This window comes from Pseudomonas sp. 22072 (genome assembly GCF_052046095.1).
GTDB classification, from domain to species: Bacteria; Pseudomonadota; Gammaproteobacteria; order Pseudomonadales; family Pseudomonadaceae; genus Aquipseudomonas; species Aquipseudomonas paracarnis.
Window position 1 is genome coordinate 1 of record NZ_JBQEQE010000016.1, and the last position, 26160, is coordinate 26160.

The 26160-nt window shown below is 61.4% G+C and carries 22 protein-coding genes; 14 read left to right on the top strand and 8 right to left on the bottom strand.

Annotation, left to right across the window (positions count from 1 at the left end):
• Window positions 1-207: 207 nt before the first annotated feature.
• The 6 genes from lexA to uvrA all read left to right on the top strand — a co-directional run bounded on the left by lexA (window position 208) and on the right by uvrA (window position 10421).
• Entirely contained in the window at window positions 208-825 is a 618-nt protein-coding gene (gene lexA / locus ACTJLA_RS17205; RefSeq protein ID WP_072448369.1) for a transcriptional repressor LexA, read from the top strand.
• A complete protein-coding gene (gene imuA / locus ACTJLA_RS17210; RefSeq protein ID WP_003191873.1) occupies window positions 825-1439 on the top strand; it encodes a translesion DNA synthesis-associated protein ImuA in 615 nt (204 codons plus the stop codon). The genes lexA and imuA overlap by 1 nt, the downstream gene beginning before the upstream one ends.
• Before the next feature lie 7 nt (window positions 1440-1446).
• On the top strand, window positions 1447-2862 hold the full coding sequence (locus ACTJLA_RS17215; RefSeq protein WP_034126120.1) for a Y-family DNA polymerase: 1416 nt from the start codon (window positions 1447-1449) through the stop codon (window positions 2860-2862).
• 157 nt (window positions 2863-3019) lie between these two features.
• Window positions 3020-6091: an error-prone DNA polymerase gene (locus ACTJLA_RS17220; protein ID WP_054898516.1), complete on the top strand. Its 3072-nt coding sequence runs from the start codon at window positions 3020-3022 to the stop codon at window positions 6089-6091.
• A 101-nt stretch (window positions 6092-6192) separates the two neighbouring features.
• Window positions 6193-7905 (top strand): ATP-binding protein, encoded by a 1713-nt coding sequence (locus ACTJLA_RS17225; protein WP_054917134.1) that lies wholly within the window; start codon window positions 6193-6195, stop codon window positions 7903-7905.
• Window positions 7902-10421 carry an excinuclease ABC subunit UvrA gene (gene uvrA, locus ACTJLA_RS17230; protein WP_054898518.1) on the top strand — a complete coding sequence of 840 codons (2520 nt, stop codon included), beginning with the start codon at window positions 7902-7904 and terminating at the stop codon, window positions 10419-10421. Before ACTJLA_RS17225 ends, uvrA begins: the two co-directional genes overlap by 4 nt.
• Before the next feature lie 115 nt (window positions 10422-10536).
• Here the strand turns inward: uvrA and argE are convergent, their stop codons facing one another.
• The 5 genes from argE to ACTJLA_RS17255 all read right to left on the bottom strand — a co-directional run bounded on the left by argE (window position 10537) and on the right by ACTJLA_RS17255 (window position 14922).
• Window positions 10537-11679 carry an acetylornithine deacetylase gene (gene argE / locus ACTJLA_RS17235; protein WP_054917132.1) on the bottom strand — a complete coding sequence of 381 codons (1143 nt, stop codon included), beginning with the start codon at window positions 11677-11679 and terminating at the stop codon, window positions 10537-10539.
• Window positions 11676-12353, bottom strand: a complete 678-nt coding sequence (locus ACTJLA_RS17240; RefSeq protein WP_054898520.1) for a DUF1028 domain-containing protein — start codon at window positions 12351-12353, stop codon at window positions 11676-11678. The genes argE and ACTJLA_RS17240 overlap by 4 nt, the downstream gene beginning before the upstream one ends.
• Window positions 12354-12364: 11 nt before the next feature.
• Window positions 12365-12775, bottom strand: coding sequence for a RidA family protein (locus ACTJLA_RS17245; RefSeq protein WP_054917131.1), 411 nt, complete (start codon window positions 12773-12775; stop codon window positions 12365-12367).
• Window positions 12776-12798: 23 nt separating this feature from the next.
• A complete protein-coding gene (locus ACTJLA_RS17250; RefSeq protein WP_371262604.1) occupies window positions 12799-14130 on the bottom strand; it encodes a flavin-containing monooxygenase in 1332 nt (443 codons plus the stop codon).
• A gap of 189 nt (window positions 14131-14319) precedes the next feature.
• Window positions 14320-14922 (bottom strand): LuxR C-terminal-related transcriptional regulator, encoded by a 603-nt coding sequence (locus ACTJLA_RS17255; RefSeq protein ID WP_259038820.1) that lies wholly within the window; start codon window positions 14920-14922, stop codon window positions 14320-14322.
• A gap of 180 nt (window positions 14923-15102) precedes the next feature.
• Between ACTJLA_RS17255 and ACTJLA_RS17260 the strand changes: the two genes are divergently transcribed.
• Window positions 15103-16722 carry a hybrid sensor histidine kinase/response regulator gene (locus ACTJLA_RS17260; RefSeq protein ID WP_314546460.1) on the top strand — a complete coding sequence of 540 codons (1620 nt, stop codon included), beginning with the start codon at window positions 15103-15105 and terminating at the stop codon, window positions 16720-16722.
• On the opposite strand, the gene ACTJLA_RS17265 is transcribed toward ACTJLA_RS17260, so the two are convergent.
• Window positions 16712-17047: a hypothetical protein gene (locus tag ACTJLA_RS17265; RefSeq protein ID WP_044273082.1), complete on the bottom strand. Its 336-nt coding sequence runs from the start codon at window positions 17045-17047 to the stop codon at window positions 16712-16714. The two genes, ACTJLA_RS17260 and ACTJLA_RS17265, sit on opposite strands and share 11 nt — an antisense overlap.
• A 176-nt stretch (window positions 17048-17223) precedes the next feature.
• On the opposite strand from ACTJLA_RS17265, the gene ACTJLA_RS17270 reads away from it, so the two are divergent.
• The gene (locus ACTJLA_RS17270; protein ID WP_054917124.1) at window positions 17224-17706 is read left to right on the top strand and encodes a GNAT family N-acetyltransferase; all 483 of its coding nucleotides are present in this window, start codon (window positions 17224-17226) and stop codon (window positions 17704-17706) included.
• Here the strand turns inward: ACTJLA_RS17270 and ACTJLA_RS17275 are convergent.
• Window positions 17690-18178, bottom strand: a complete 489-nt coding sequence (locus ACTJLA_RS17275; RefSeq protein ID WP_054898524.1) for an HIT family protein — start codon at window positions 18176-18178, stop codon at window positions 17690-17692. The two genes, ACTJLA_RS17270 and ACTJLA_RS17275, sit on opposite strands and share 17 nt — an antisense overlap.
• 234 nt (window positions 18179-18412) lie before the next feature.
• On the bottom strand, window positions 18413-18931 hold the full coding sequence (locus ACTJLA_RS17280) for an Hcp family type VI secretion system effector (RefSeq protein WP_034126109.1): 519 nt from the start codon (window positions 18929-18931) through the stop codon (window positions 18413-18415).
• A 468-nt stretch (window positions 18932-19399) separates the two neighbouring features.
• On the opposite strand from ACTJLA_RS17280, the gene tssA reads away from it, so the two are divergent.
• The 6 genes from tssA to tssG are packed head-to-tail and all read left to right on the top strand — an operon-like array spanning window position 19400 to window position 26152.
• Window positions 19400-20941 carry a type VI secretion system protein TssA gene (gene tssA / locus ACTJLA_RS17285; RefSeq protein ID WP_057974858.1) on the top strand — a complete coding sequence of 514 codons (1542 nt, stop codon included), beginning with the start codon at window positions 19400-19402 and terminating at the stop codon, window positions 20939-20941.
• A gap of 25 nt (window positions 20942-20966) precedes the next feature.
• Entirely contained in the window at window positions 20967-21476 is a 510-nt protein-coding gene (tssB, locus tag ACTJLA_RS17290; RefSeq protein ID WP_054898526.1) for a type VI secretion system contractile sheath small subunit, read from the top strand.
• A 15-nt stretch (window positions 21477-21491) separates the two neighbouring features.
• Window positions 21492-22970, top strand: coding sequence for a type VI secretion system contractile sheath large subunit (gene tssC, locus ACTJLA_RS17295; protein WP_054898527.1), 1479 nt, complete (start codon window positions 21492-21494; stop codon window positions 22968-22970).
• A 14-nt stretch (window positions 22971-22984) separates the two neighbouring features.
• Window positions 22985-23386 (top strand): type VI secretion system baseplate subunit TssE, encoded by a 402-nt coding sequence (gene tssE / locus ACTJLA_RS17300; RefSeq protein WP_440841756.1) that lies wholly within the window; start codon window positions 22985-22987, stop codon window positions 23384-23386.
• Window positions 23376-25163, top strand: coding sequence for a type VI secretion system baseplate subunit TssF (gene tssF / locus ACTJLA_RS17305; protein WP_314546478.1), 1788 nt, complete (start codon window positions 23376-23378; stop codon window positions 25161-25163). The genes tssE and tssF overlap by 11 nt, the downstream gene beginning before the upstream one ends.
• Window positions 25127-26152: a type VI secretion system baseplate subunit TssG gene (gene tssG, locus ACTJLA_RS17310; protein WP_054898529.1), complete on the top strand. Its 1026-nt coding sequence runs from the start codon at window positions 25127-25129 to the stop codon at window positions 26150-26152. Before tssF ends, tssG begins: the two co-directional genes overlap by 37 nt.
• The last annotated feature ends 8 nt before the right edge of the window (window positions 26153-26160 follow it).

The following is a 26160-nucleotide window of genomic DNA, read 5'->3' on the forward strand; positions in this document are numbered from 1 at the left end:
GTTTACCCCCCAAATCCCTGTCGAATTCCGGCCAGCGTGGTTTAACGGGGCGCCTAAGATCAAAAGCAGATCAAGATCAAGAGCGGCTCGCTTCGCATCGTTTTAACCGTTGAGCTTACAGACTTAAGTAGATACCTATGCCTTCATGTGGGAGCTGGCAATTAGCAGACTGACGGTTATTGTCAGAAATTTCCCACAGGAGTACAAATGTACTCCATGACAAACCTGACTCCCCGCCGCACCGCCATCCTGACCTTCATTCGCGAGCGCATCGCGCAACAAGGCCAGCCTCCCAGCCTCGCCGAGATCGCCGAGGCGTTCGGCTTCGCCTCGCGCAGCGTCGCCCGCAAGCATGTGGTGGCGCTGACCGAAGCTGGGTTTATCGAGGTCAACCCCAACCAGGCCCGTGGCATTCGCTTGCTCAATCAACCTGCGCGTCCCGAGTGGCTGGATGTACCGGTGCTCGGCCGTGTGGCGGCCGGTCGGCCGATTGGCGCCGATGCCGAGGTGCACAGCCGCTTGCAACTGGACCCCGCCACTTTCGCCAAAACCCCCGATTACCTGCTGCGGGTGCAGGGCGATTCGATGATTGAAGATGGCATTCTCGATGGCGACCTGGTGGGCGTGCGCCGCAGTGCCGAAGCCTTGAACGGGCAGATTGTGGTGGCGCGCCTGGACGGCGACGTCACTATCAAGCGTTTCGAGCGCAACGGCGACAGGGTTCGCTTGTTGCCGCGCAACCCGGCCTATCAACCCATCGTGGTCGGGCCCGAGCAGGACCTGGCCATCGAAGGCGTGTTCTGCGGCCTGGTGAGGCAAGGCTGATGGGCGCCGTGGTTGCCCTGGACTCGCTGTTCAATGGCGGGCGAGTCTGGAAGGGCCGGCCCGCCGCCCCCCCGGCCAGCGTGCACCCCACGGGGCTGGCGGCGCTGGATGCGGTGCTGCCCAGTGGCGGCTGGCCGGAATCGGCCTTGAGTGAAATCCTGATGGCCCAGGACGGGGTGGGCGAGTTGCAACTGGTGCTGCCTACCCTGGCGCGCCTGTCGGCCCTGGGCGAGCGCATTGTGCTGGTGGCGCCGCCCTATACCCCCTATCCCCATGCGTGGCAGAACGCCGGGGTGGATGTGCGCCAGCTGTCCATCATCCGGGCCGAGGAGCGTGACGCGTTGTGGGCGGTGGAGCAATGCCTGCGTTCTGGCAGTTGCGGGGCGGTGTTGTGTTGGCCGCGCAAGGCCGATGATCGTGCCTTGCGGCGTTTGCAGGTGGCGGCCGAAACCGGGCAGACCCTGGCGTTTGCCTGGCGCTCCCTGAGCGAGGCGATCAATGCCTCGCCTGCCGCCCTGCGCCTGGCGGTCGAGGCCAGGCCCGCGCAAGTGCGGGTGCTCAAGTGCCGTGGCGGGCTGGCCCATCCGGCGCCAATTGCCCTGGCGGGGCATTGAGGTTGCCATGCGTTGGGTGTGTATTGTCTTCCCGCAATTGGCGCTGGACGGGGCACAGCGTGTGCACCCCGAACCCGAGCAGCCGCTGGCGCTGCTGGCCGGCACGCCGCAGCGGCGCGTGTTGCAAACCGTCAACGCCGCCGCACGCGCCTTGGGCCTGCGCCCCGGGCAATCGTTGACGGCAGCCCATGCCCTGGTCAAGCAGTTTGCCTGTGTCGAATACGACCCGCTGGAGATCGAGCGCCTGCAGCAGTTTCTGGCCGCCTGGGCCTACCGATTCAGCTCCCAAGTCAGCCTGTATTACCCACGGGCCTTGTTGTTCGAGATCGAATCGAGCCTGGGCCTGTTCGGGCCCTGGCCGCAACTTGAGGCGCGTTTGCGCAAAGAGCTGACCGAACTTGGCTTTCGTCATCGCATCGTCGCTGCGCCCAACCCGGCGGCGGCGCGGATATTGGCAAACGGCTACGACGGCCTGGCCGTGGCCGATGACAGCGCCCTGATGCAGGCCCTGGCGTCGCTGCCTGTCGACCGTGCAGGCCTTGAACCCCAAGCCGCCACCGCCTTGTCGCGCATGGGCCTGCGCAGCCTGGCCCAGGTGCAGGCCTTGCCCCGGCATACCCTGGCGCGACGTTTTGACGCCAGCCTGCTCAAGCACCTCGACGCCCTGAGCGGGCAGCGGCCATTGGCCCTGGATTTTTATCAACCGCCCGACCAGTTCGATGCACGCATCGAGTTGAATTTCGATGTGCAATCCCACCAGGCGCTGTTGTTCCCCTTGCGGCGTTTGACCGGCGACCTGTCCGCGTTCCTGTGCGGCCGCGACAGTGGCGTGCAGCGCTTTGACCTGCACCTGGAACACGCCCAGGCACAAGACAGCGTGATCAAGGTGGGCCTGCTCAGCGCCGAGCGCGAGCCTTCAATGTTGTTCGAACTGGCCCGTGGGCGCCTGGAGCAGGTACAGGTCACCGCGCCGGTGCGGGGTGTGCGCCTGGTGGCCGAGGACTTGCCGGTGTTCGTGCCGCAACGCCAGGACCTGTTCGACGACCGCCCGCAACAAACCCTGCCGTGGGAACAGTTGCGCGAACGCCTGCGTGCACGCCTGGGGGATGAGGCGGTGCAGGGCCTGCGTTTTCAGGCCGACCATCGCCCCGAATGCGCCTGGCAGGCTGCGACCGACCACCAGGCGTGCCCGAGCTTGAACAAGGTCCGCCGCCCAGGCTGGTTATTGCCGCAACCGACCTTGCTGGCCGAACACGGCGTACAGATCCTGATGGGTCCGGAGCGCATTGAATCGGGCTGGTGGGATGGCGCCGATGTCCGCCGCGACTATTACCTGGTCCAGACCCGCGCCGGCCAGCAGGGTTGGGCCTATCGCACGGTGGGGCAAGGCGATGGGCTGTGGTTGCAAGGGTGGTTTGCATGAGCATCCCCTCAGCTGGAGCGCACTTACTGTGGCGAGCAAGCTTGCTTGCGCTGGGGTGCGTAGCGCCCCCAATAAAAGCCGGAGACTGCTGCGCAGTCAGCGGGAGCAAGCTCCCTCGCCACAGCAAGCTCGCTCCTACAACAGGGGGTGGGGGCGCATGAATTATGCCGAGCTGCACTGCCTGTCCAATTTCAGCTTCCAGCGTGGTGCCTCCAGTGCGCTGGAGCTTTTCGAGCGCGCCAAGCGCCAAGGCTACAGCGCCCTGGCGATTACCGATGAATGCACGCTGTCAGGCATCGTGCGTGCCTGGCAAGCCGCCAAAGCCGTGGACTTGCCGTTGATTATCGGCAGCGAAATGCACATCGAAAATGGCCCGAAACTGGTGCTGCTGGTGGAGAACCTGAGCGGTTACCAGCACCTGTGCCGGCTGATCACCCTGGCCCGGCGTCGGGCTGAAAAGGGCAGTTATCGCCTGCTACAGGAAGATTTCGAGCAACCGTTGCCCGGCCTGTTGGCGTTGTGGGTGGCGCAAGACCGCGACACCCAGGCCAGCCTCGACTGGCTGCGCCGCACCTTCGACCAGCGCCTGTGGCTGGCGGTACACCTGCACTGTGGGCAGGACGATGCGCGCCATCTGCAACAGCGCTTGCAACTGGCCCACAGCCTGCAAATCCCTGCCGTGGCCTGCGGCGATGTGCATATGCATGCGCGAGGCCGCCGTGCCCTGCAAGACACCATGACCGCCATCCGTCACCACGTGCCGGTGGCCGAAGCTGGCACGCGCCTGCACCCCAATGGCGAACGCCACCTGCGCAGCCTCGACGCGCTGGCGGCGCTGTACCCCCAGGCCTTGCTGGATGAAACCCTCGCCCTCGCGCGGCGCTGCACCTTCGACCTCGGCCAGTTGCGCTATCACTATCCACGCGAGCTGGTACCCGCGGGGCATGACGCCCAATCCTGGCTGCGCACCCTCACCGAAGAAGGCATCGCCCAGCGCTGGCCCGAAGGCATCGACGACAAGACCTTGCAGCAAATCCATCGTGAACTGCAGCTGATCAGCGAGCTGGGTTACGAAAGCTATTTCCTTACGGTGCATGACATCGTGCGTTTCGCCCGCAGCCGTTCGATCCTGTGCCAGGGCCGGGGTTCGGCGGCTAACTCGGCGGTGTGTTTTGCCCTGGGCATCACCGAAATCAACCCGAGCCTGACCAACCTGCTGTTCGAGCGCTTCCTGTCCAAAGAGCGCAACGAGCCGCCGGACATCGACGTGGACTTTGAGCACGAACGCCGCGAAGAGGTGCTGCAATACGTGTTCCAGCGCTATGGCCGCACCCGTGCAGCCTTGACGGCGGTGGTCAGCAGTTACCACGCCACGGGCGCGGTACGTGATGTGGCCAAGGCCCTCGGGCTGCCGGCGGACCAGATCAACGTCTTGGCCGATTGCTGCGGGCGCTGGAGCGATGAGGCGCCGCCGTTGGAGCGCCTGCGTGAAAGCGGCTTCGACCCGGACAGCCCACTGCTGCGGCGTGTCTTGACATTGACCCAGCAACTGATCGGTTTTCCGCGGCACCTGTCCCAGCACCCTGGCGGCTTTGTGATCAGCGAATACCCGCTGGACACCCTGGTGCCGGTGGAAAATGCGGCCATGGCCGAGCGCACCATTATCCAGTGGGACAAAGACGACCTCGACGCCGTCGGTTTGCTCAAGGTGGACATCCTTGCCCTGGGCATGCTCAGCGCGATCCGCCGCTGCTTCGATTTGCTGCGCCGACATCGCCACCGGGACTTGAGCCTGGCCACGATTCCCAAGGAAGACCCGGCCACCTACGCCATGATCAGCAAGGCCGACACCATCGGTGTGTTCCAGATCGAGTCGCGGGCGCAGATGTCGATGTTGCCCCGGCTCAAGCCGCAGACGTTTTATGACCTGGTGATCGAGGTTGCCATTGTGCGGCCTGGGCCGATCCAGGGCGGCATGGTGCATCCGTACTTGCGTCGGCGGAATAATGAAGAGCCCACCACCTATCCGTCGCCGCAATTGAAGGCCGTGCTGGAACGCACCCTGGGCATCCCGCTGTTCCAGGAACAGGTGATGCAAATCGCGATGGTCGCCGCCGACTACAGCCCTGGCGAGGCCGACCAGTTGCGCCGCTCCATGGCCGCCTGGAAACGCCACGGCGGCCTGGAGCCGCATCAGCAGCGCCTGCGCACCGGCATGCTGAAGAATGGCTACACCGAAGCCTTTGCCGCGCAGATTTTCGAGCAGATCAAGGGCTTTGGCAGCTATGGTTTCCCGGAGTCCCACGCCGCCAGTTTCGCCTTGCTGACCTATGCCAGTTGCTGGCTCAAATGCCATGAGCCGGCGGCCTTTGCCTGCGCCCTGATCAACAGCTGGCCCATGGGCTTCTACAGCCCGGACCAGATCCTGCAGGACGCCCGGCGCCATCGCTTGCAGATCCGCCCGGTAGATGTGCAGGCCAGCGACTGGGAATGCAGCCTGGAGCCCATCGACGGCCAGCAACCGGCGATTCGCCTGGGCTTGCGCATGATCTCGGGGTTTCGCGAGGACGACGGGCGGCGTATCGAAGCGGCGAGGCAGCAGCGGCTGTTCAATGACATCGCTGACCTGGACGCGCGCGCCGGGCTGGATACGCGTGCCCAGGCGCTGTTGGCGGATGCCGGGGCCTTGCGCGCCCTGGCCGGCAACCGCCATCAGGCGCGCTGGGACGTGGCCGGTGTGCATCAGCAACTGGGCTTGTTTGCCGGCCTGCCGAGCCCCGATGAAACGCGGGTGGCATTACCCGAACCTACGGTCGGCGAAGATTTGCACGCCGATTACGCCACCCTCGGTACCACCCTGGGGCCCCATCCCCTGGCGTTGTTGCGCGCCGAGTTACGCCGGCGCCGCTGCCGCAGTTCCCAGGAATTGCTGGCGGTGGAACATGGGCGCAACGTGAGCATCGCCGGGTTGGTCACTGGCCGCCAGCGCCCTGGCACGGCGAGCGGCGTGACCTTTGTCACCCTGGAAGATGAGTTCGGCAACCTCAATGTGGTGGTCTGGCGCGACCTGGCCGAGCGTCAGCGCCAGGCGCTGGTGGGCTCGCGTTTGCTCAAGGTGGACGGCCGGTGGGAGGCGGTAGGTGAGGTGCGGCATTTGATCGCGGGGCGCCTCACCGATTTGACGCCGTTGCTGGATGGAATGGTGGTGCGCAGCCGGGATTTTCATTGAGTTCCAGGGGTTTGTGCATTCCTCTGTGCTCAGGATGAAACCATCCACCGCTGGCGCGCTCCAAAACTTGCGACTGTCTTGTCCCTGCACAGAGCCCAATCATGCAATTTTTATCCAACCCCCATGGCTGTGAAGGCTGGGCCGGCGAAATGGCCCAGCGGATTCGCACGTTTGACTGGTCAAGTACCGACCTTGGCCCCTTGGATCAGTGGTCCACGAGCCTGGCTTGCACCGTGCAAATGATGCTCGCCTCACCCGTGCCGATGGTGATGCTGTGGGGGCGGGCGGGGTACATGATCTACAACGACAGCTATTCGGTATTTGCCGGCGGGCGCCATCCCTACCTCTTGGGCACTCCGGTCGAACTGGGCTGGCCGGAAGTAGCCGAGTTCAATCGGCACGTGGTGGATACGTGCCTGGCGGGCGGTACCTTGTCGTTCAATAACAAGGAGCTGGTGTTATCGCGTCACGGCCAACCGGAAAGCGTATGGCTGGACCTCTATTACAGCCCCGTGGCCGGGGACAACCAACAGCCGGCCGGGGTGCTGGCGATTGTGGTGGAAACCACCGAACTGGTGAAGTCCGAGCGGGTGCGCCAGGAGCTCACCCATAATCTGGAGCAACGCGTAGCCGCTGAAGTGCAGGCGCGGTCTGCCGCAGAAGACCAGTTGCGCCAGTCACAGAAGCTGGAAGCGATTGGCGGCCTGACCGGTGGCGTGGCCCATGACTTCAATAACCTGCTGCAAGTGATCGCCGGCAACCTGCATTTGCTCGCCAGGCATGAGCCGGACAATTGTCAGGTGCAACGTCGCGTCACCGCGGCCATCGCCGCCGTGGAGCGAGGGGCCAAGCTGTCGTCGCAACTGCTGGCCTTTGCCCGTCGCCAGCCCTTGTCTCCGGCGGTGTACAACCCGCAGCGCATCTACGCCGGCCTGGGCGAGCTGTTGCAACGGGCGTTGGGGGAAACCATCCATATCGACGTGCAACTGCCCCAGGACTCCTGGTGCATCAATGTCGACCGCAACCAGCTGGAAAACGCGCTGCTCAACCTGGCGATCAACGCCCGCGATGCCATGCAAGGCGAGGGTGTGATTCGTATCACCGGAGAAAACGTCATCCTCAACCCGGACGATTGCATCGGTAAAAGCATCAAGCCCGGCGAGTACGTGCGCCTGGCAGTGGCCGACACCGGCGTGGGCATGTCCGAGGCGACGCTCAAGCGCGCATTCGAACCCTTCTTTACCACCAAGCGCGAAGGCCACGGCACCGGCCTGGGCCTGAGCATGGTGTTCGGTTTTGTGCGCCAAAGTGGCGGGCACGTGGACATGTGGAGCGAGGAGGGCAAGGGCTCGGTGGTGCAGATGTATTTCCCCCACTGCCTGGAGCCTGAATGCCTCGACGACTACAGTGATGCGGACCTGCAAGGCGGCGGCCAGGAAACCATCCTGGTGGTCGAGGACAACGAAGGCGTGCGCCTGACGGTGGTCGAGTTGCTGCAGCAGTCGGGTTATACCGTACTGACCGCCGAGGATGGCGACCGCGCGATGCAAGTGTTGCAGCGCGGCGTGTCGCCGGACCTGATCTTCACCGATGTGGTGATGCCGGGTCGGGTCAAGAGCACCGATCTGGCCACCTGGGCCCGCGCGCAGAACCCGCCGGTGCCGGTGCTGTTTACCTCGGGCCACACCCGCGACATTCTGTCTTCCAATCATCTGCTCAGCGCCGATATCCACCTGCTGAGCAAACCCTACAGCCCCGATGCCCTGACCCAACGCGTGCGCAGGGTGCTAAGCGCAAGACAAGGTTGCCCATGACTTCACAGCGCAACATCCCACCGCTCACCGCCCGGCAAACCGGCTTCGTCAGGGTGCGTGGCGCCCGTGAACATAATTTGCGCAATGTCGATGTGGATATTCCCCGGGACGCCTTGGTGGTATTTACCGGCGTGTCTGGCTCCGGCAAATCGTCTCTGGCGTTTTCCACGGTGTACGCGGAGGCCCAGCGCCGCTATTTCGAATCGGTGGCGCCCTATGCGCGGCGCTTGATCGACCAGGTCGGCGTGCCGGACGTAGACAGCATCGAAGGCTTGCCGCCTGCCGTGGCCCTGCAACAGCAACGGGGTACACCCAGTGCGCGCTCGTCGGTGGGCAGTGTCACCACCTTGTCGAGCTTGATCCGCATGCTCTATTCCCGCGCCGGCCGCTATCCGAAAGGGCAGGCCATGTTGTATGCCGAGGACTTCTCGCCGAACCTGCCCCAGGGCGCGTGCCCGCAATGCCACGGCCTGGGCCGCGTGTATGAAGTGACCGAAGCGCTGATGGTGCCCGATCCGTCCTTGACCATCCGCCAGCGTGCAGTGGCGTCCTGGCCGTTGGCGTGGCAGGGCCAGAACCTGCGCGACATCCTCGTGACCCTGGGTTATGACGTGGACATCCCGTGGCGCGAGCTGCCGAAAAAGCAGCGCGACTGGATCCTGTTCACCGAAGAAACCCCCACCGTACCGGTGTACGCCGGCTTCACCCCGCAGCAGACCCGCGAGGCGTTGAAACGCAAGTTGGAGCCCAGTTACCAAGGCACCTTCAGCGGCGCTCGGCGCTATATCCTGCACACCTTCGCCAACACCCAAAGCGCGCTGATGAAAAAGCGTGTATCGCAGTTCATGCAAGGCAGTGCCTGCCCATTGTGCGAGGGCAAACGCCTGAACCAGGCGGCGTTGTCGGTGAAGTTTGCCGGGGTGGATATCGGTGAGCTGTCGCAATTGTCCCTGGCGCAATTGGCCGAGTTGCTGCAGCCGGTGGCCGCGGGGCACGACACGATGAAGCTGTCGGTGGAAAAACGCCTGGCGGCCCAGCGCATCGCCCAGGACCTGCTCGAACGGGTCAACACCTTGATCGAACTGGGCCTGGGCTATCTGTCCCTGGAGCGCAGCACGCCGACCCTGTCGTCCGGGGAACTGCAGCGTCTGCGCCTGGCTACCCAATTGGGCTCGCAGTTGTTCGGTGTTATTTATGTGCTCGATGAGCCTTCGGCGGGCCTGCACCCGGCGGATGGCGAAGCATTGTTCACCGCGCTTGATCGTTTGAAGGCCGCGGGCAATTCGCTGTTTGTGGTGGAACATGACCTGGAAACCATGCGCCGCGCCGACTGGCTGATCGACGTGGGCCCGGCTGCCGGCGAACATGGCGGGCAAGTGCTGTACAGCGGGCCGCCCGCAGGGTTGGCGGATGTCGAGGCCTCGCAGACCCGCGAATACCTGTTTGCCTCACCTCGCCCGGCCAATGTGCCAAGCCGCGAGCCGGCCGGTTGGCTGAAGCTCAAAGGCGTGACGCGAAATAACCTGAAAGATTTGAACGTGGATTTCCCGCTGGGCTGTTTCACCGCGGTGACGGGGATTTCCGGCTCGGGCAAATCCAGCCTGGTCAGCCAGGCGCTGCTGGAATTGGTGGGCACGGGCCTGGGGCGTGTGCTGGAAAGCGACGACGAACCGAGCCTGGAAGATGCTGCACCGCAAGCCAGTGGCGGGCGCATCAGCGCCGGGCTCGAGCACATTCAGCGCCTGGTGCAGGTGGACCAGAAGCCCATCGGCCGCACGCCGCGTTCCAACCTGGCGACCTACACCGGGCTGTTCGACAACGTGCGCAAACTGTTTGCCGCCACGCCAGCGGCCAAGAAACGCAATTACGATGCCGGGCAGTTCTCCTTCAACGTCGCCAAGGGCCGTTGCCCGAACTGTGAGGGTGAAGGTTTTGTCAGCGTTGAATTGCTGTTCATGCCCAGCGTGTACGCGCCATGCCCGACCTGTCACGGCGCGCGCTATAACCCCGACACCCTGGCGATCAAATGGCAGGGCTTGAACATCGCCCAGGTGCTGGGGTTGACGGTGGAGCAAGCGGTGCAGGTGTTTGCCGAGCAGCCGGGCATCCTGCGTTCGTTAGTCGTGCTGCGCGATATCGGCCTGGGTTATCTGCGCCTCGGGCAGCCGGCCACCGAGTTGTCGGGCGGTGAGGCACAGCGCATCAAGCTCGCTACCGAGTTGCAACGCAATGCCCGGGGCGCCACCTTGTATGTGCTGGACGAGCCGACCACCGGGTTGCACCCCAGGGACGTCGATCGTTTGCTCAGCCAACTGAACCAGTTGGTGGATGCGGGGCATACGGTGGTTGTGGTGGAGCATGAAATGCGCGTTGTGGCCCAAAGTGACTGGGTGATTGATATCGGGCCGGGAGCAGGGGACTTGGGCGGGAGAGTCGTGGCGTGTGGGGCGCCGCAGAAGGTGGCCAAGAGCAAGACCAGCCGGACTGCGCCGTTTCTTGCTCGGGAGCTGGTCTGACTGGAGGCTGGCCTTTTGTGGGAGCTGGCTTGCCTGCGATGATGGCCCCCAGCCGACCCCTATCTGCCTGATCCAACACGATCCATTTGCATTGTCTGTGGAAGCAGTGTTTGGCTCAGCGGATCGAGTCCAGCATGCGCCCCAACATGGCATCACATCCCGCCAATTGCGCTACGCTCACAAACTCATCCGGCTTATGCCCCTGCTCCATGCTCCCGGGCCCGCATACCACGGTGGGAATGCCTGCCGCATCAAACAGCCCGCCTTCGGTGCCAAACGCTACGGTGCCGAACGCTTGCGAGCCGCAAAACGCCGCAATCAGCTGCGCCGCCTGGCTGTGCTCATCCGTGACCAGCCCCGGGTAGGCCGACAGCTCTGTGAACCGAATGGAGCTCTGCTTGCTGACCGCCTGCATACGCGGCAGTACCTGCTGCATGGCGTACGCTTGCAGTTCTTGAGCGACTTCAGCGGGGTCCGAGGCGGGCAGGGCGCGTACTTCAAAGTCAAAGCGACAATCGGCCGGGACGATGTTCAATGCCTTGCCACCACTGATCAGGCCGGTCTGTACCGTGCTGAAAGGTGGGTTGAAACGTGGGTCCTGGTGCGAACGCAAGCGCTGGCCGATGCGCCCGAGTTCGCAGATCAGATCGGCGGCATGTTCGATCGCATTCACCCCCGAGGGCGCATACGCCGAATGACATGCTTGACCCTGTATGTCGCAGCGCATCGCCAACTTGCCCTTATGACCCAACACCGGTTTGAGTTCGGTCGGTTCGCCGATGATGCACAGCATGGGTTTCACCGGGCGCTGTTCCAGAACAGCGAGCAATGAGCGTACGCCCAGGCATCCGACTTCTTCATCGTAGGACAGGGCGATATGCACCGGCAGGCGCAACGGTGTTTTGACCAGTGCGGGTACCAACGCCAGTACGCACGCGATATACCCCTTCATGTCGGCGGTGCCGCGCCCGAACAGCTTGCCGTCACGCTCGGTCAACGTGAACGGCGGCAGGGTCCAGGGTTGCCCATCCACTGGCACCACGTCGGTATGCCCCGACAGCACGATACCTGGCAGCTCAACCGGGCCGACGCTGGCAAACAGGTTGGCCTTGGTGCGTTGCGCGTTGTAGACCAACTCGCTGGCGATACCAAACCCGGCCAGGTAATCGCGCACAAACTCGATCAACTGAAGGTTGGACTCACGGCTGGTGGTGTCGAAGCCCACCAGCGTTTCCAGCAGGTCGCGGCTGCGGCTCATCGCTCGTCTCCGGCCACGCCGTAGCCGGGGGAGCGGTCGGGGGCGAGGGCGCGATCGATATAGTCCTGTACCTGTGGGCGGTAGGCGTCCCAGAGTTTTTGCAATTCGCCAATCGGCGCTTCGTCGGCCCAATCCACGCGCAAGTTGATGATCGGCCAAGTCAACTCGCCCACCACCACCAGCGCGGCGGAATGCACCGGACCGGCTTCGCCACCGGCGGCGATGGCGGCATGCATCGCTGCCAGCAACCGGTCTGCGAGCTGGCCTTCGCCCTGTTCAAAGGCCGAGACCATCGCGGTGATGACTTCACGGTCGGCGAGCATGTTGCCCGCCGCCACGCATTGCTCGCCCGATACCGCGTGATGGGTACCCAGGGTCTGGCTGCCGCTGAAATGCACGCTGCGGCCCAGGTGGTCAATCGCCGTCAGTTGCCGATACTGGCTGTAGCCGTTGCGGGTGAGTGCTTTGTCCACGGCATCGTCTGGGGCCAGGCCCTGTTCCAGCCCGTCGAGCACGTCTGGGCCGAGGGCCGGCAAGGTGATGTTCTGGGTCGATACCGCGCCCACGCCGGGCCGCAGCCATGGGCAGCGAGCGCCTACGGCGATACTTGATGAGCTGATGGCGACGCCCAACTGGCCGGTTTCCGCGCAGCGGCCAACGATTGAAAAGGTCATGGCTAGCCTCCTTACTCTGGGATAACCGCGATCACATCGATTTCCATCAGCCACTGCGGCTGGCCCAGGGCCGAGACCACCAGCCCGGTGGAAATCGGGAATACGCCCTTGAGCCACTTGCCCACTTCCTGATACACCGGCTCGCGGTAGCGTGGGTCGACCAAGTAGGTGGTGGTTTTGACGATGTGGCTGAGGTCGCTGCCGGCTTCTTCGAGCAGTTGCTTGACGTTTTTCATCGCCTGTTCGGCCTGCGCCCGAGGGTCGCCGAGGCCCACCAGGTTGCCATCGAAATCAGTGCCCACCTGGCCGCGTACATACACGGTGTTGCCGGCGCGCACGGCCTGGCACAGGTCGTTATCCAGGCTCTGGTTGGGATAGGTTTCTTTGGTGTTGAACATGCGGATGCGAGTGTGAGTAGGCATCAAAAAACTCCAGGAAAAAGTGATCAGGCGCTGACAGGGGTCTGGCGGGCAACCGGCGCGGCTTCGCGGTACTCGAGGTACTGACGCTGGATAGCGATATGGTCGGCTACGTATTTGGCGTCGTGCCACACCCCCCAGATAAACGACGAGCCACGCCGCGATTGCCATGGCAAACCGAGGAAGTAGATGCCGGCTTCGCTGGATACACCACGTTGGTGTTGCGGCTTGCCGGCGGCGTCGAAAGCGTCCACCTGTAGCCAGCTGTAGTCCACGGCAAACCCGGTGGCCCAGATCATCGAGGTGATACCCGCTTCGGCCAGGTCCAGCGTCAGGATTGGCTGCTTGATGCATTCAGCGTCGGGAAACACGCGACGTGCTTCGGGCTCCTGGGGCAGGTCGAGACCATTGCGTTCGACATACGCGTCGGCCGCGTCCAGCAGGGCCAGGTAGTTCTCGTCCCCGCGTGCCAGGTTTTCCACCAGGTTGGGTTGGAACGTCGCCACCGTGCCGTCGAAGGCTTGGGTCAGGCCAACCAGGGTCATGCCTTGCTGGGCCAGTTCACGGAAGTCGATGGTCTTGCCGCCATGGGCGCCGCTCACAGCAATGGTCACGTGTTCACGGCCAGGTTTCATCGCCGCCTGGTCCCACTCGCCCAACACCCCGAGCCACCAGCAGAAATCCCGGTTGCGATAGGCGCGGGGCGGGCGGTCATGGGCGCCTACCGACAGGTAGACCTGGCGACCGGCGCGCTGCAGTTCATCGGCGATTTGTACGCCGGAAGAACCGGCGCCCACCACTAATACGGCGCCCGCCGGCAGTTGCCCAGGGTTGCGATAGTCGGCGGAATGGATCTGGTGCAGAGCCGTGCCTGTCGGCGCTATGCCTGGAATCACGGGCTTCTGGAATGGCCCGGTGGCGGCGACCACGCGGTTGGCTTCGATCACACCTTCACTGGTGTGCACGGTGAAGCCGGGGCGGCCGATGTTACGTACCACTGACGTCACGTCCACGCCAGTGCGGATCGGCGCATTGAATTTGCGTGCGTAGGCTTCAAAGTAATCGGCGACACGCTCTTTTGGCGCGAAGCCATCGGCAGGGACGTCGTCGAATTCCAGACCGGGGAAGCGGTCATGCCAGGCCGGGCCGTTGGCGACCAACGAGTCCCAGCGCCCGGTGCGCCAGCGTTCGGCGATACGGCTGCGCTCCAGCACCAGGTGCGGCACGCCTTGCTTGCTCAAATGCTCGCTCATGGCCACGCCAGCCTGACCTGCGCCCACCACCAGCGTGTCTATTTTTGTTATTGCTTGAGTCATGTGTCTGTCCTTGCGTAATGCAGTTGGATTCAGCTTGGGCATGACGTCAAGTTAGGGGGCGGGCGGTGATTAATAAAATATTATTAAGTTGGGAATTGAGCATAAATATCGGATGCAGAGGGGGCTGTAGGAGCTAGCTTGCTCGCGAAAAACGTCAACGCTAACGCGTGTTTTCTGAGTCAACGCGGCGCCTGTGGGTTTCTTGCGAGTAAGCTCGCTCCTACAAACAGCTTAGAGCTCTCCGGAGTACTTCACCGCCGCCGCCGCCCGCGACGGTACCTTCAGACTGCGCAGCAGGGACGACACATGGATGCGCACGGTAAACGGCGAGATATCCAGGGCCTTGGCGATTTCCTTGTTGGTCTTGCCCTGGGCAATCAGGCGCAACACTTCCTGCTGGCGGGTGGTAAGGGTATGAGTGTCCAGCGGCAGCAGGCCCGACGGCGCGAACTTGACCAGCACTTCGCCAGTGCGTATCGCCAGCAGCGCCTGGCCGATCTCGTCCGGGGCGATGTTCTTGCCGATAAAACCGTCGACGCCCAAGGCCATGACTTGTTCGATCAGCGCAGGGTCGTCGACCATCGACACCACCACCAAGGTGGTGCGTCGCAGTTGCTGGCGCATTTCGGCCAGTTGGCTGATGCAGGTCAGGCCGGGAAAGCGCAAATCGAGGATCAGGGTATCGACCTCGCCCGCCTCGCGCAGCAACGTATTCACCGTGGCCAGGTCGCCGGCCTCTTGCACCTGGGCGTCGGGCAGCAAGCGTTGCACGGTGCGCGCCATGCCTTCGCGAAACATGGGGTGGTCGTCGGCGATGATGATCCGGCCGGTCATGGTGAGCTCCTTCCTGGGGCCAGGTTGTGTCGAGGCATGCTACTTTATTTACCCTCGGTGTAGGAGCGAGCTTGCTCGCGAAGCACGCACCGGCACCGCGTATTCCCAGGTCAACGCGTTATCGTTGACGTTTTTCGCGAGCAAGCTCGCTCCTACAGATGATAGGTCAAGGATATGACGATGAGCCCCGAGACCAACTCCGAACTCGATCAGGCTAATCTGCGCATCGTGGTGGCCAGCATCGCTATCGTTTACATCGGCGTGCTGGGCTTTTTGCCTGGGCAGTCGTTGGACACCTATCTGCCGGTGATCCTGTATATCTTGCTGTTCCTGCTGGCATCCATCGTGTTGCGCCAGGTGATCGCACGCTGGCCTGGGCATTATCCGGCGCGGCGGATCTTCGGCATGATCCACGACTACACGGGCACTTCGTTCGGCCTGGTGATGGGCGGTGAGGCGGCATTGCCGCTGTATGCGGTGATGGTCTGGGTGAACCTGGGCAACGGCATGCGCTACGGTTCGCGCTACCTGGCAATTGCGACGGGGCTGGCGTTGCTGGCGCTGTTGATCGTGTACCAACTCACGCCGCTGTGGCAGGCGCAACCCTTCATGATGCTGATGCTGATGATCACCAGCACAGTGATCCCGGTGTACGCCCATATCCTGTTGGAGCGCACACGCAAGGCTTCCGAGCAAGCCATCGCCGCCAACCTGGAAAAGTCGCGCTTTCTTGCCCAGGCCAGCCATGACCTGCGCCAGCCGATCCACTCCATCGGCCTGTTCACCGCCTGCTTGCGCGAAGCCCGCTTGGGGGAGGACGAACAGCGCCTGGTGGACAATATCGACCGCTCTTTGCTTAACGTGTCGCAATTGTTTCGTTCGATTCTCGACCTTTACACCCTCGACAACGGACGCCTGTTGCCCAAATACCAAGTGATTCACCTGGGTGACTTTCTCGCCGACCTGGTGCGCCAGAACGCCGAGGCTGCGCGCTGGGCTGGAGTGCAGTTGCGCTTGCGCGCCGGCGCTCACTGGGTGCTGGTCGACCCGGCCATGTTGGCAACGATGGTGCAGAACCTGCTTTCCAATTGCTTCAAATACGGCGCGCAACGACCAGTGCTGATCGGTGTGCGTGTTCGCGATAACGGCTTGGTGGTGGAGGTGCACGACCAGGGGCGGGGCATTGCCAGGGAGCATCTGTCAAAGGTCTTCGAAGAGTTTTATCGCGTGCGCCAACTGCGTGACAAGGACGTTGAAGGCGTGGGCCTTGGGCTGTCCATCGTCAAGCGCCTGGGGCAGTTGATGGGGTTGCAGGTGAGCCTGCGTTCGCGGGTGGGCCATGGCACCTCAGTGAGTCTGCATGGCCTGGCCCTGGCCCTGGCCACCGCGCCGCGTCAACCGGCAGTGCGTGACGACGCTCGCCAGGCCGGTCTGCTCAGCGGTCTGAAAGTGTGCCTGGTGGAGGATGACTACAACGTGCTGCTCGCCACCCAAGCTTTGCTCGAGCGCTGGGGGTGCGAGGTGCAGGCCGAGTCCACGGGGCAGGGCTTGGTCAGCGACTGCGACATCATCGTTGCCGACTACGATCTGGGCAACCATGCCACCGGCATTGAATGCATCGACCAGCTACGCGAACAACGCGGCTGGGCGGTGCCAGCGCTGATCCTCACCGGGCACGATGTGGAGAAAATCCAGGCCGCGTTGCATGATCGGCAGATCGCTATCCTCTCCAAACCGGTACGCCCTGCGGAGCTGCGCGGCACCCTGCGTGAGCTCAGTCAGGAAAAAATTACTGCATGAACGGCGTCAACCCATTGCCTTTGGCGCCCTTGGGCATGCAGTAGGCCGCGGGCTTCATCAGGCCGAAGCTGGCAATCGCGAACGCGCCGCCGCTCGCACCGCTGGGCACGGAGCAGTTGTACTCGCCGGAGGCTGTGTTAGCGACGTAGTAGGTGGTCATGGAGTCGCTGCGCACATTGGAAATACGTTTTACCGGCTCGCCCAGATTGGTTTCCGAAAGCTTCTTGAGATGATCTTCGGTGGGTTTGATATTGCTGCAACCGGCGACGCCGATGATCAAGGCGCCCAGCAGGGCAAGACGAGTGACAGGGGAGTGGAGTTTCATGGTGCTTCTTCCTTGGGGTTGTTTTGGTTTTTCCAACGCGCAAAGAACCCGCGCGCATTGAGTGCGCGGTGTGGGTGAGAACGTTGGAAGTGCCGCGGAATATAGCGCCGCCGTGGGGTGGGGTCGATTAGCACAAATGGGCTAGTGGCAGTTTGAGGTCATGGAAGGAGCTTGCGATGCTGGAGATAAAACGTGCCACGCCGGATGACGCCGAGCGTGCGTTCGAGATTCGACGCGAGGCCATTCGCGGCCAATGCATTGGCGCCTACAGCGCTGAGCAAATGGCGCTCTGGACCCGAGGTCACGCCAGCGATGGCTACAGCGTGTTGATGGAAAAACAGTTCTACATGGGCTGGCTGAATGACGAGCCTGTCGCCACCGGTATGCTCGATCTTGCCGACGGTGAAATAGGGGCCTTGTTTGTATTGCCCGCTTACATGGGGCAAGGCCTTGGCAAGGCAATGCTTGCTCATCTGGAAGGCGTGGCACGCCAGCAAGCGATTGAACAGGTTGTGCTGGATGCGACCTTGAACGCGGTAAGTTTTTATAGCGCGTGCGGGTATGTAGGCGATGAGCAGGCGGTGTATCGCTCTCCGTCCGGGTTGGTGCTGGCGTGTGTGCCGATGGTGAAGCGGCTGCGCGTTATGAGTCCCGCTTGAATGCAGCGCGCAATTGCTCGATCACCTGCGCCACCCCTGGCCCGTGAACCTGCGGCGGGGTGAGGCTCTCGCCAAACTCGCGCCATACAAACAGGGTCAGTTCAGCGCCATCGGTCATGGGTTCGAGGGGCGGCGTACCGAAAGCGTACAGCGAGCGGTAGCGTTCGTCCTGCCAGAACGCTCGCTCCACCCAGTCATAGACAGGAATGAAGTGAAAGTGCAGCGGGAAACCCGGCATATGTCCGTAGCGGCTGATATATAGCCACTTCGGCTGGAGCTGGGCTTGCATCACTCGTTGGATGTTGGCGAGCAAACCGCCCATTTCGGCCAGTGCGGCTTCTGGCATGTCAGCGAGGGAGTCAACCGGTACCTTGGCGCCAAGCATCAGGTAGCCCGGCAGCTTCGACGCCAGGTGGTGGTTGAGCTGCCAGTGCTCGGTCTGGTGAAGGATGAAGGCCGGGTCGATGTGCATACGCGCGCGTCCGTGTGGGCGGGAGCGCCAGGATAACAAAACTGCGGGCTTGCTCGCGAAGGCGGCCTGATAGCCGACCAGATGTCAGATCAGACCGCGTACATATCCGTTATTCAGGTAACGGCCACCTAGGGTTCCGCAATGGCGGCGGCTCACTTTGCAAAAGCGGCAAATCAAGCAAAACGCTCTTGCCCCATTACTCGGCACCTCGTTAGCGGGGCCCTATCGCCCTGCTTAGCCGCCGGCCACTGGACTGCGCCAGTCGTCCGAACCGGACGTCCCGGCGACCTCGTGAGTCCAGATGATCTTGCGATAGCTGAAGTGCACGTCCTCCAGATGGGTGAAGTGGGCGTTGTCGGGGTCCTGGCAGTTGGGCATGCGCGATTGGATGTCCACGATGGTCGCGCCTTCCAGTTCAATGGTGAAATAGTGCTCCAGAGTCCCGGAGGAAGAGTTGCGCAGCCATTCCAACCGGCAGGACACTTCTTCGCCGGTAGTCAGGGCGCTGAACAGCAAAGGTGAGGATTTATCGAAAACCTTGCTGATCATCAGCGGTTTGTGCACGCGCTGACCGGTTGGCTGGCCGGATTGCGGGTCGCGAGGAATGATCACCTGGTGGGCAAATGCTTGTACCAGTATCTGGTCCTCATGACCTTCCTGATAAATGCTGCCTACCGAGTCCTGAGTAAATGTGCCTGCCGTAATCAAACCTTGTTTGACACCGGTGATGGAGAGATACGCGGGTGTTGGCATGACGGGTTTCCTTGCCTGATTGAGTAGGTATTGCCGAACAGCAAAAGCGCTGAAGGGGCAGAGGCCTATAACAAGAAGCGTGCCTGAAAGTATGAAAGCCAATGAAATAAAGACCAAGGCGGCTCTGTGTTCGTTTGTTCAGAGCTTATTGTCGAGCGGTAGGTGGATTTCAGCGCTATTAGTTTCACGCCTGCGCGCACTTAGTTGCTCATGCCCTATAAGTTGTAAATGCGCGGCTGTCGGAGATAAAGCGTGGATTTTTCGATGAAGAGGTGCGCAAATAGTTGCGCATTCCTTTATTTGTTGGGTGTGTAGGACGTTTCTTAAGTTCCGTTCCGTTACTTGCTGATTGTTTTTGTCGTGGCTAAGGTTCACTCACTTCGATGAGTTTTGAATGGAAGTTCAAGGGCGTTTCGACAATGGCGTTAAGTCCTCCTATTTACCTCGGACGGATGTGTGCAACTCAAAATGGCTTATTCAGAAGAACTTTATGTTCATTACCGCAAGCTTGCACGGACAGCATGTTGCTCAAGCAGTTTTGTTGGTAGTGACGTGCGTTTTTCGAGCGAGTTTGAAGCGCTGGAGGCCGAGCTTGGCAAAGCCCAGTCTATCCATGTTGCGGGCCAGCCGGATTGGCAGAGGGTCAGCGAAATCAGCGAGCATTTGCTGCGTGATCACTCCAAGGATCTACGCGTCGCCGTCTGGTTGGTCTGGGCCCTGTATCAACGTGATTCATTTGCCGGATTGCTGGCCGGTCTCGGTTTGCTGCGTGACCTGTGTGAACTCCATTGGGAGCAGGTTTACCCTGGCAAGCTACGAACCCGTGCTGCGGCGTTTGGCTGGCTGGTGTCGCGCCTTGAGCAAGCGTTTGCACTCAACCCGTCGCTCAGCGATCAACGGCCTTTATTCCAGGCCCTGTTGGAACACCTGGCATGTCTCGACCAGCTATGGGGCGAACAACTTGGAAGCGATGCACCTTTGCTGCTGCCGATTCGCCGGCAATTGTCGGAGCGCTTGGCGCAGGGTGTATCCGAACCTGGCGGTGTCGCGAACGTCATTGCCCAGGTCAAGCAGACGACCCAGTTGCTGAGTCCCGGGCAACCGATCAACAACGAAAAAGACGCGCACAGACTGCTGCGCACTTTACAGGAGCAGGCCCGCCCGTTATGTGCCTGGTGGTTGCGCCAGGACGCAACCGACCTGCGTGCCTTGCGCCTGGGTCGAACCTTGGCGTGGTTGATGCTCGTCAATTATCCCGACGCCAACAGTGAGCGAGTAACGGCGTTGCGCCCGTTGGTCGCGGACAAGCGCAAGCGCTATCAAGAGCGTCTCAGCCAAGGCCATCACGCCGATCTGTTGCCTGAGCTTGAGGTAAGCCTGGCGGGTGCGTTGTTCTGGTTGGATGGTTTGCGCATGGTCTGGGAGTGCCTGGACGCCTTGCATGCAAACCTGGCCATGACTGAACTGGAGATGCATTTGGCTCTGCTGCTGCAGCGCCTGCCGCACCTGCCTGAATATCGGTTCAACGACGGCACCCCCTTTGCCGACCCTGCGACAGGTGAGTGGATCGCGCTGCATGTGATGCGTCACGTGCACAAGCCCGAGCCCTCCCATGTTGTCGCCGACAGTCACACGCAGCCCTGGGAGACCACATTGCAAGCGGTGATGCCTTGCCTGCGAAAGGACGGCCTCAAGGCAGCAGTGGCCGTACTCAAGCAAGGGCTGCAGGCGGCGTGCGGTGATCGAGCGCGCTTTCATTGGCGCCTGGCGCTGGCCAGGTTGTGCGTGGCGGCTGGCAAGCATGAGCTGGCCAGGCTTCAGCTGGAAGAACTCGACCTTCAATTACAGCGCACAGGTCTGGAAAGTTGGGAGCCGGCGCTGACCTTGCAAGTCGGCAAGCTTCTGTACCGCTGCTATGAGCTGTTGCCACAAACCCAGCCCATATGCGACTGCAAAGACGCACTGCATCGCAGGTTGTGCCATTTCGATCTTGAAGCAGTACTTGAATAGCGCCTCATCAAAAAGGAAAAGCACCATGGCCAAAGACGGTTCGGTAGCCCCCAAGGAACGTATCAATATTACTTTCAAACCCGCTGTCGGTGGGGCCCAGGAAGAAGTCGAGCTGCCGTTGAAGCTGCTGGTGCTGGGAGATTTTTCCCAGCGTGCGGACCATCGCAAACTCGAGGATCGCAAGCCCATCGGTATCGACAAGCACACCTTTGACGAGGTGTTGGCCAAGCAAGCCTTGAGCCTGACGCTGAGCGTACCCAATCGCCTGCAGGATACCGCTGATGTGGAGGAGTTGCCGATCCAGGTGCAGATCAACGTCATGAGGGACTTCAACCCCGCAAACCTGGTCGAGCAGATCCCGGCGTTGCAAAAGCTGATGGCATTGCGTGAAGCCCTGGTGGCGCTCAAGGGGCCGCTGGGGAACACGCCGAACTTTCGCAAGGCTATCGAGCAGGCATTGGCCAATGACGACTCCCGCGCTCGAGTCCTGGCCGAACTGGGGCTGGACAGCCCTCAAGCATTGCCGTTTCAGTAAAGGGACACTGACACCATGAACACGATTGAACACAGCTCGAAACTCGTACAAACCACCGAAACCTGCAGCATCCTCGATAACATCATTGCCCAGACCTTGCTCAGTGCCGACGACGAGGCTTACGGCATCGCCAAGCGCGGCGTGTCGGCGTTCATTGCAGAGCTGGTGAAGCCACATAACTGTGATGAGCCGGTAAAGAAACACCTGGTCGACCGCATGATTGCCGAGATCGATACCAAGCTCAGCCAGCAAATGGATGAAATCCTGCACCATCCGGACTTCCAGGCACTGGAGGCTTCATGGCGAGGCTTGCAGTTGCTGGTCGAGCGCACCAATTTTCGCGAAAACATCAAGATCGAGCTCTTGAATGTCTCGCGCCAGGACCTCCTGGACGACTTCGAAGACTCATCGGAGATCACCCAGTCCGGGCTTTACAAACATGTCTACAGCGCTGAATACGGCCAGTTCGGCGGACAGCCGGTGGGCGCAATCATTGCCAACTACTTTCTCTCGCCCAACGCACCCGACGTGAAGCTGATGCAGTACGCATCCAGCGTCGCCAGCATGGCCCACGCGCCTTTTATCGCCGCTGCCGGGCCCGGGTTCTTCGGTTTGGAAAGTTTCACCGGGCTGCCGGACCTGAAGGATCTGCGAGATCATTTCGAAGGTCCGCAATTTGCCAAGTGGCAAAGTTTCCGGCAGAGCGAAGACGCCCGTTATATCGGCCTTACCGTACCGCGCTTTCTGTTGCGTACCCCGTATGACCCCCTTGAGTATCCAGTCAAGACCTTTGCCTACCAGGAGAATGTGGTTAATAGCCACGAGCATTACTTGTGGGGCAATACCGCGTATGCCTTTGCCACCCGCCTGACCGACAGCTTTGCGCGATTTCGCTGGTGCCCGAACATTATCGGCCCGCAAAGCGGCGGAGCGGTCGAGGACCTCCCGCTGCATCACTTCCAGAGCATGGGCGAGATCGAAACCAAAATTCCTACCGAGGTGCTGGTATCGGACCGACGCGAATACGAGTTGGCACAAGAAGGTTTCATCGCCTTGACCATGCGCAAAGGCAGCGATAACGCGGCGTTCTTTTCCGCCAGCTCCGTGCAGAAGCCAAAATCCTTTGGTATCAGTGAGGAGGGCAGGGCCGCAGAGCTGAATTACCGGCTGGGCACCCAATTGCCTTACATGATGGTAGTCAACCGCTTGGCGCACTACCTCAAAGTGCTGCAGCGCGAGCAGTTGGGCGCATGGAAAGAGCGCACAGACCTGGAGCTGGAACTCAACAAGTGGATTCGCCAGTACGTGGCGGACCAGGAAAATCCTAGTGCCGAGGTACGTGGGCGGCGCCCGTTGCGAGCTGCACGCATTGTCGTCAGTGATGTCGATGGCGAACCTGGCTGGTACCGGGTCAACCTGACTGTGCGCCCGCATTTCAAGTACATGGGGGCAGATTTCACTTTGTCCCTGGTCGGTAAGCTGGATAAAGAATGAGCAGAGGCTACGGCATGCCAGAGCACGGCAGCCTTTTCGAACGCCTCGAATGCGGTGCGTCGCCCCCGGAGGGCGGGGCGGCGTCCATTGCTGCCCATCTGGGGAAAATGCTCAGCACTCGCGCGGGTAGTGTCAAGACATTGCCTGATTATGGGCTGCCGGACCTCAATGACATGCGGCTTAGCTTGCATGAGTCCTTGAGCCAGTCGCGTCTACATATCGAGCGCTTTATCCAGGCCTATGAACCGCGGTTGACGAATGCACGTGTCAGGCTGTTGCCGGGTGCGCGTGAATCCCTGGAGTTGGCGCTTGCCATCGAGGCTGAGCGGGCCATTGACGGCATCCTGCTGCCCGTGGTGTTCCACGCCCGCCTCACGGATGCCGGGCGGGTTGAGGTTTTTACCGATGACGCTTGACCGATATTTTCAAAGCGAACTCAGTGCCCTGCGCCAACTGGGCAGGCGTTTTTCAGAGCGCAATCCCGCCCTGGCGCCGTTTCTCGCCGAGGCTGGTCAGGACCCGGATGTCGAACGCTTGCTGGAGGGTTTTGCCTTTTTGACCGCGCGCCTGCGCCAGAAGCTGGATGACGAACTGCCGGAGTTGACGCATTCGTTGATGCACTTGCTCTGGCCTCATTACATGCGGCCGATACCGGCCTTCAGCATCCTGCAATTCGATCCGTTGAAACGCGCTGGTCCCGGTGTTCGAGTGGGTCGGGACACCGCCGTGGAAAGCGCCACCATCCACGGCGAGCGTTGCCGGTTCCGTACATGCTACGCCACCGATGTCATGCCCCTGCAACTCAGTGGCCTGGAATACCGGAGCCAGGGCGAAGGGGCCTGTCTGGATTTGCACCTGAGCATGAGTGTCGCAGGTAACTTCAGCGAGTTGGCATTTGATTCACTGCGCTTGCACCTGGCCGGAGACCCCTATGTCAGTCAGGGCCTGTATCTGAACCTGTTGCGTCATCTCGATGGGATCTGCCTGCTGTTACTGGATCACGACGGTATGCCGATCATCGCCAGCGATGGCATGCCCGTGATGCTACGGCTCGCTGCTGACCAGGTTCGGCCGGTGGGATTCTCCAAGGAGCAGGCGTTGATTCCTTATCCGCAGAATGCCCTGGGGGGTTATCGACACCTGCAGGAGTACTTTGCTTTTCCCGAGAAGTACCTGTTTGTCGACGTTGAAGGTCTGAGTGTGCTGCACACGCTGTCTCACGAGCTGCTCCGGCAGGCGCATGGCATGGTAATGCGCTTTGAACATCGCACTCACGGCCGTGAACCTCAGCGTCCCACCCTGGACAACATAAAGTTGTATTGCACGCCCATCGTCAACCTGTTCAAGCAGGATGCGATTCCTATTCGCCTGGATGGAAAGCAGGATGAGTACCTCTTGGCGCCCGGGGAATATACGCCGGGTAATGCCAGCGTCTTTTCCGTGGATCAGGTCACTGGGTGGCGCCCCGGTGGCTTGGGCTATCAAACCTACGTGCCGTTCGAGTCGTTTGAGCATGACTGCGACACTGAGCCCCTGGCGGCACCGCCCAGCTACAGCATTCGCCAACGCTCGTCGGTTCAACATGCCGGGCTCGATACCTGGATGGGGTTTGGCAACCGCCGCGAGCGGGGCCATGAAACCTTGTCGGTCGAACTGACCTGTACTAATTGCAACCTGCCGCGCCAACTGCGTGCGGGTGATATCAATCTGCCCGGTGAGCAGACGCCGGAGTCGTTGACGTTCCGCAACATCACCGCGCCAACGGCGAGCTTCGCACCACCACTGGACCAAGACTATCTGTGGAAGCTCATCAGCAACATGTCGCTCAACTATTTGTCGTTGACCGATATCAATGCCTTGAAAGTGATTCTGGAGTCCTACGATTTGTCGCGTTATTACGATCGCCAGGCCCTGAAGGTCAGCCAGAAAAGACTGGGCGCCTTGCTCTCCATCCGCCAAGAGCCAGTGGATCGCCTGCACCGCGGGCTGCCCATCCGAGGCGTGCGGATCGATCTGACGGTCGATTCCCAGGGCTTTGTTGGCCAGGGCGACCTGTTTGTATTCGCTTGCGTTCTAAATGAGTTTTTTGCGCTTTATGCCAGCCTCAATTCGTATCACGAGTTGCGGGTCATCAGCACACAAGGAGACGTGTATCTATGGCCATCCCAGATGGGACAGCAACCCCAGCTCTGACTCAACTTTGTCGCGTTATCCGTGAGTTCACGTTGTTTCAGGCGGTTCTGCAGGTTATCGAGCATTTGCGCGAGGCCCATCCGCTTTTAGATGACGACGCGCTGTACGACCAGTTGGAATTCCAGGCCAACCCTGGTCTCGGGTTTGCCGCGCACGATATTGACCGGGTGGAGTTCTTTATGGAACAGGGCCAATTGCGCGCACGCCTGCGTCTGAATGTGTTGGGGTTATTCGGTGCGGGGTCACCACTGCCCGCGTTTTATGGTGAGCAGGCATTCGCCGAGCGCTCGGGTGGCAACCCGACTCGGGATTTTCTCGACCTGTTCCACCATCGGCTGCACCGGCTGATGCTGCCGATCTGGCGCAAGTACCGCTATCGGGCGTGTTTCCGGGCAGGTGCCAACGATAGGTTTTCCGAGCAGATGTTTGCCTTGATAGGGCTGGGCGCAGCTGCGATACGGGGCGTTTGCCAAGTCGATTGCAAGCGCTTGCTGCCTTACCTTGGCTTGCTGAGTTTACGGGTGCATTCGGCGGCGTTGATCGAGTCGGTCCTGCGTTACTACTTCATGCACGAGGCGTTGTTTCTAGAGCAATGGGTTGCACGTACGGTCGAGGTCTGCCAGACGCAGCGCAATCATCTGGGGCGGGCCAATAGTGCTCTTGGCGATGACCTGGTTCTGGGACACCGCATCGCTGACCGCAGTGGCAAGTTCAGGGTGCATGTCCGGGCGCTGTGCTGGGAGCGTTTCCACGATTTTCTGCCCACCGGAAGTGCCTACCAACCACTGCGTTCGCTGGTGCGCCTGACCCTGCGGGACCCCTTGGACTACGACCTGAGCCTGATGTTGGCGCAGGGCCAGATCAAGGCCTTGCATATTGGTGAGAACACAGTTTGCCGCCTGGGCTGGACCACTTGGCTGGCGCATGAACAGGCCGATGGCGTGGTCACGCTGACCCACAATTCATCAGGGATTAATGACCATGACTAATGCGGACC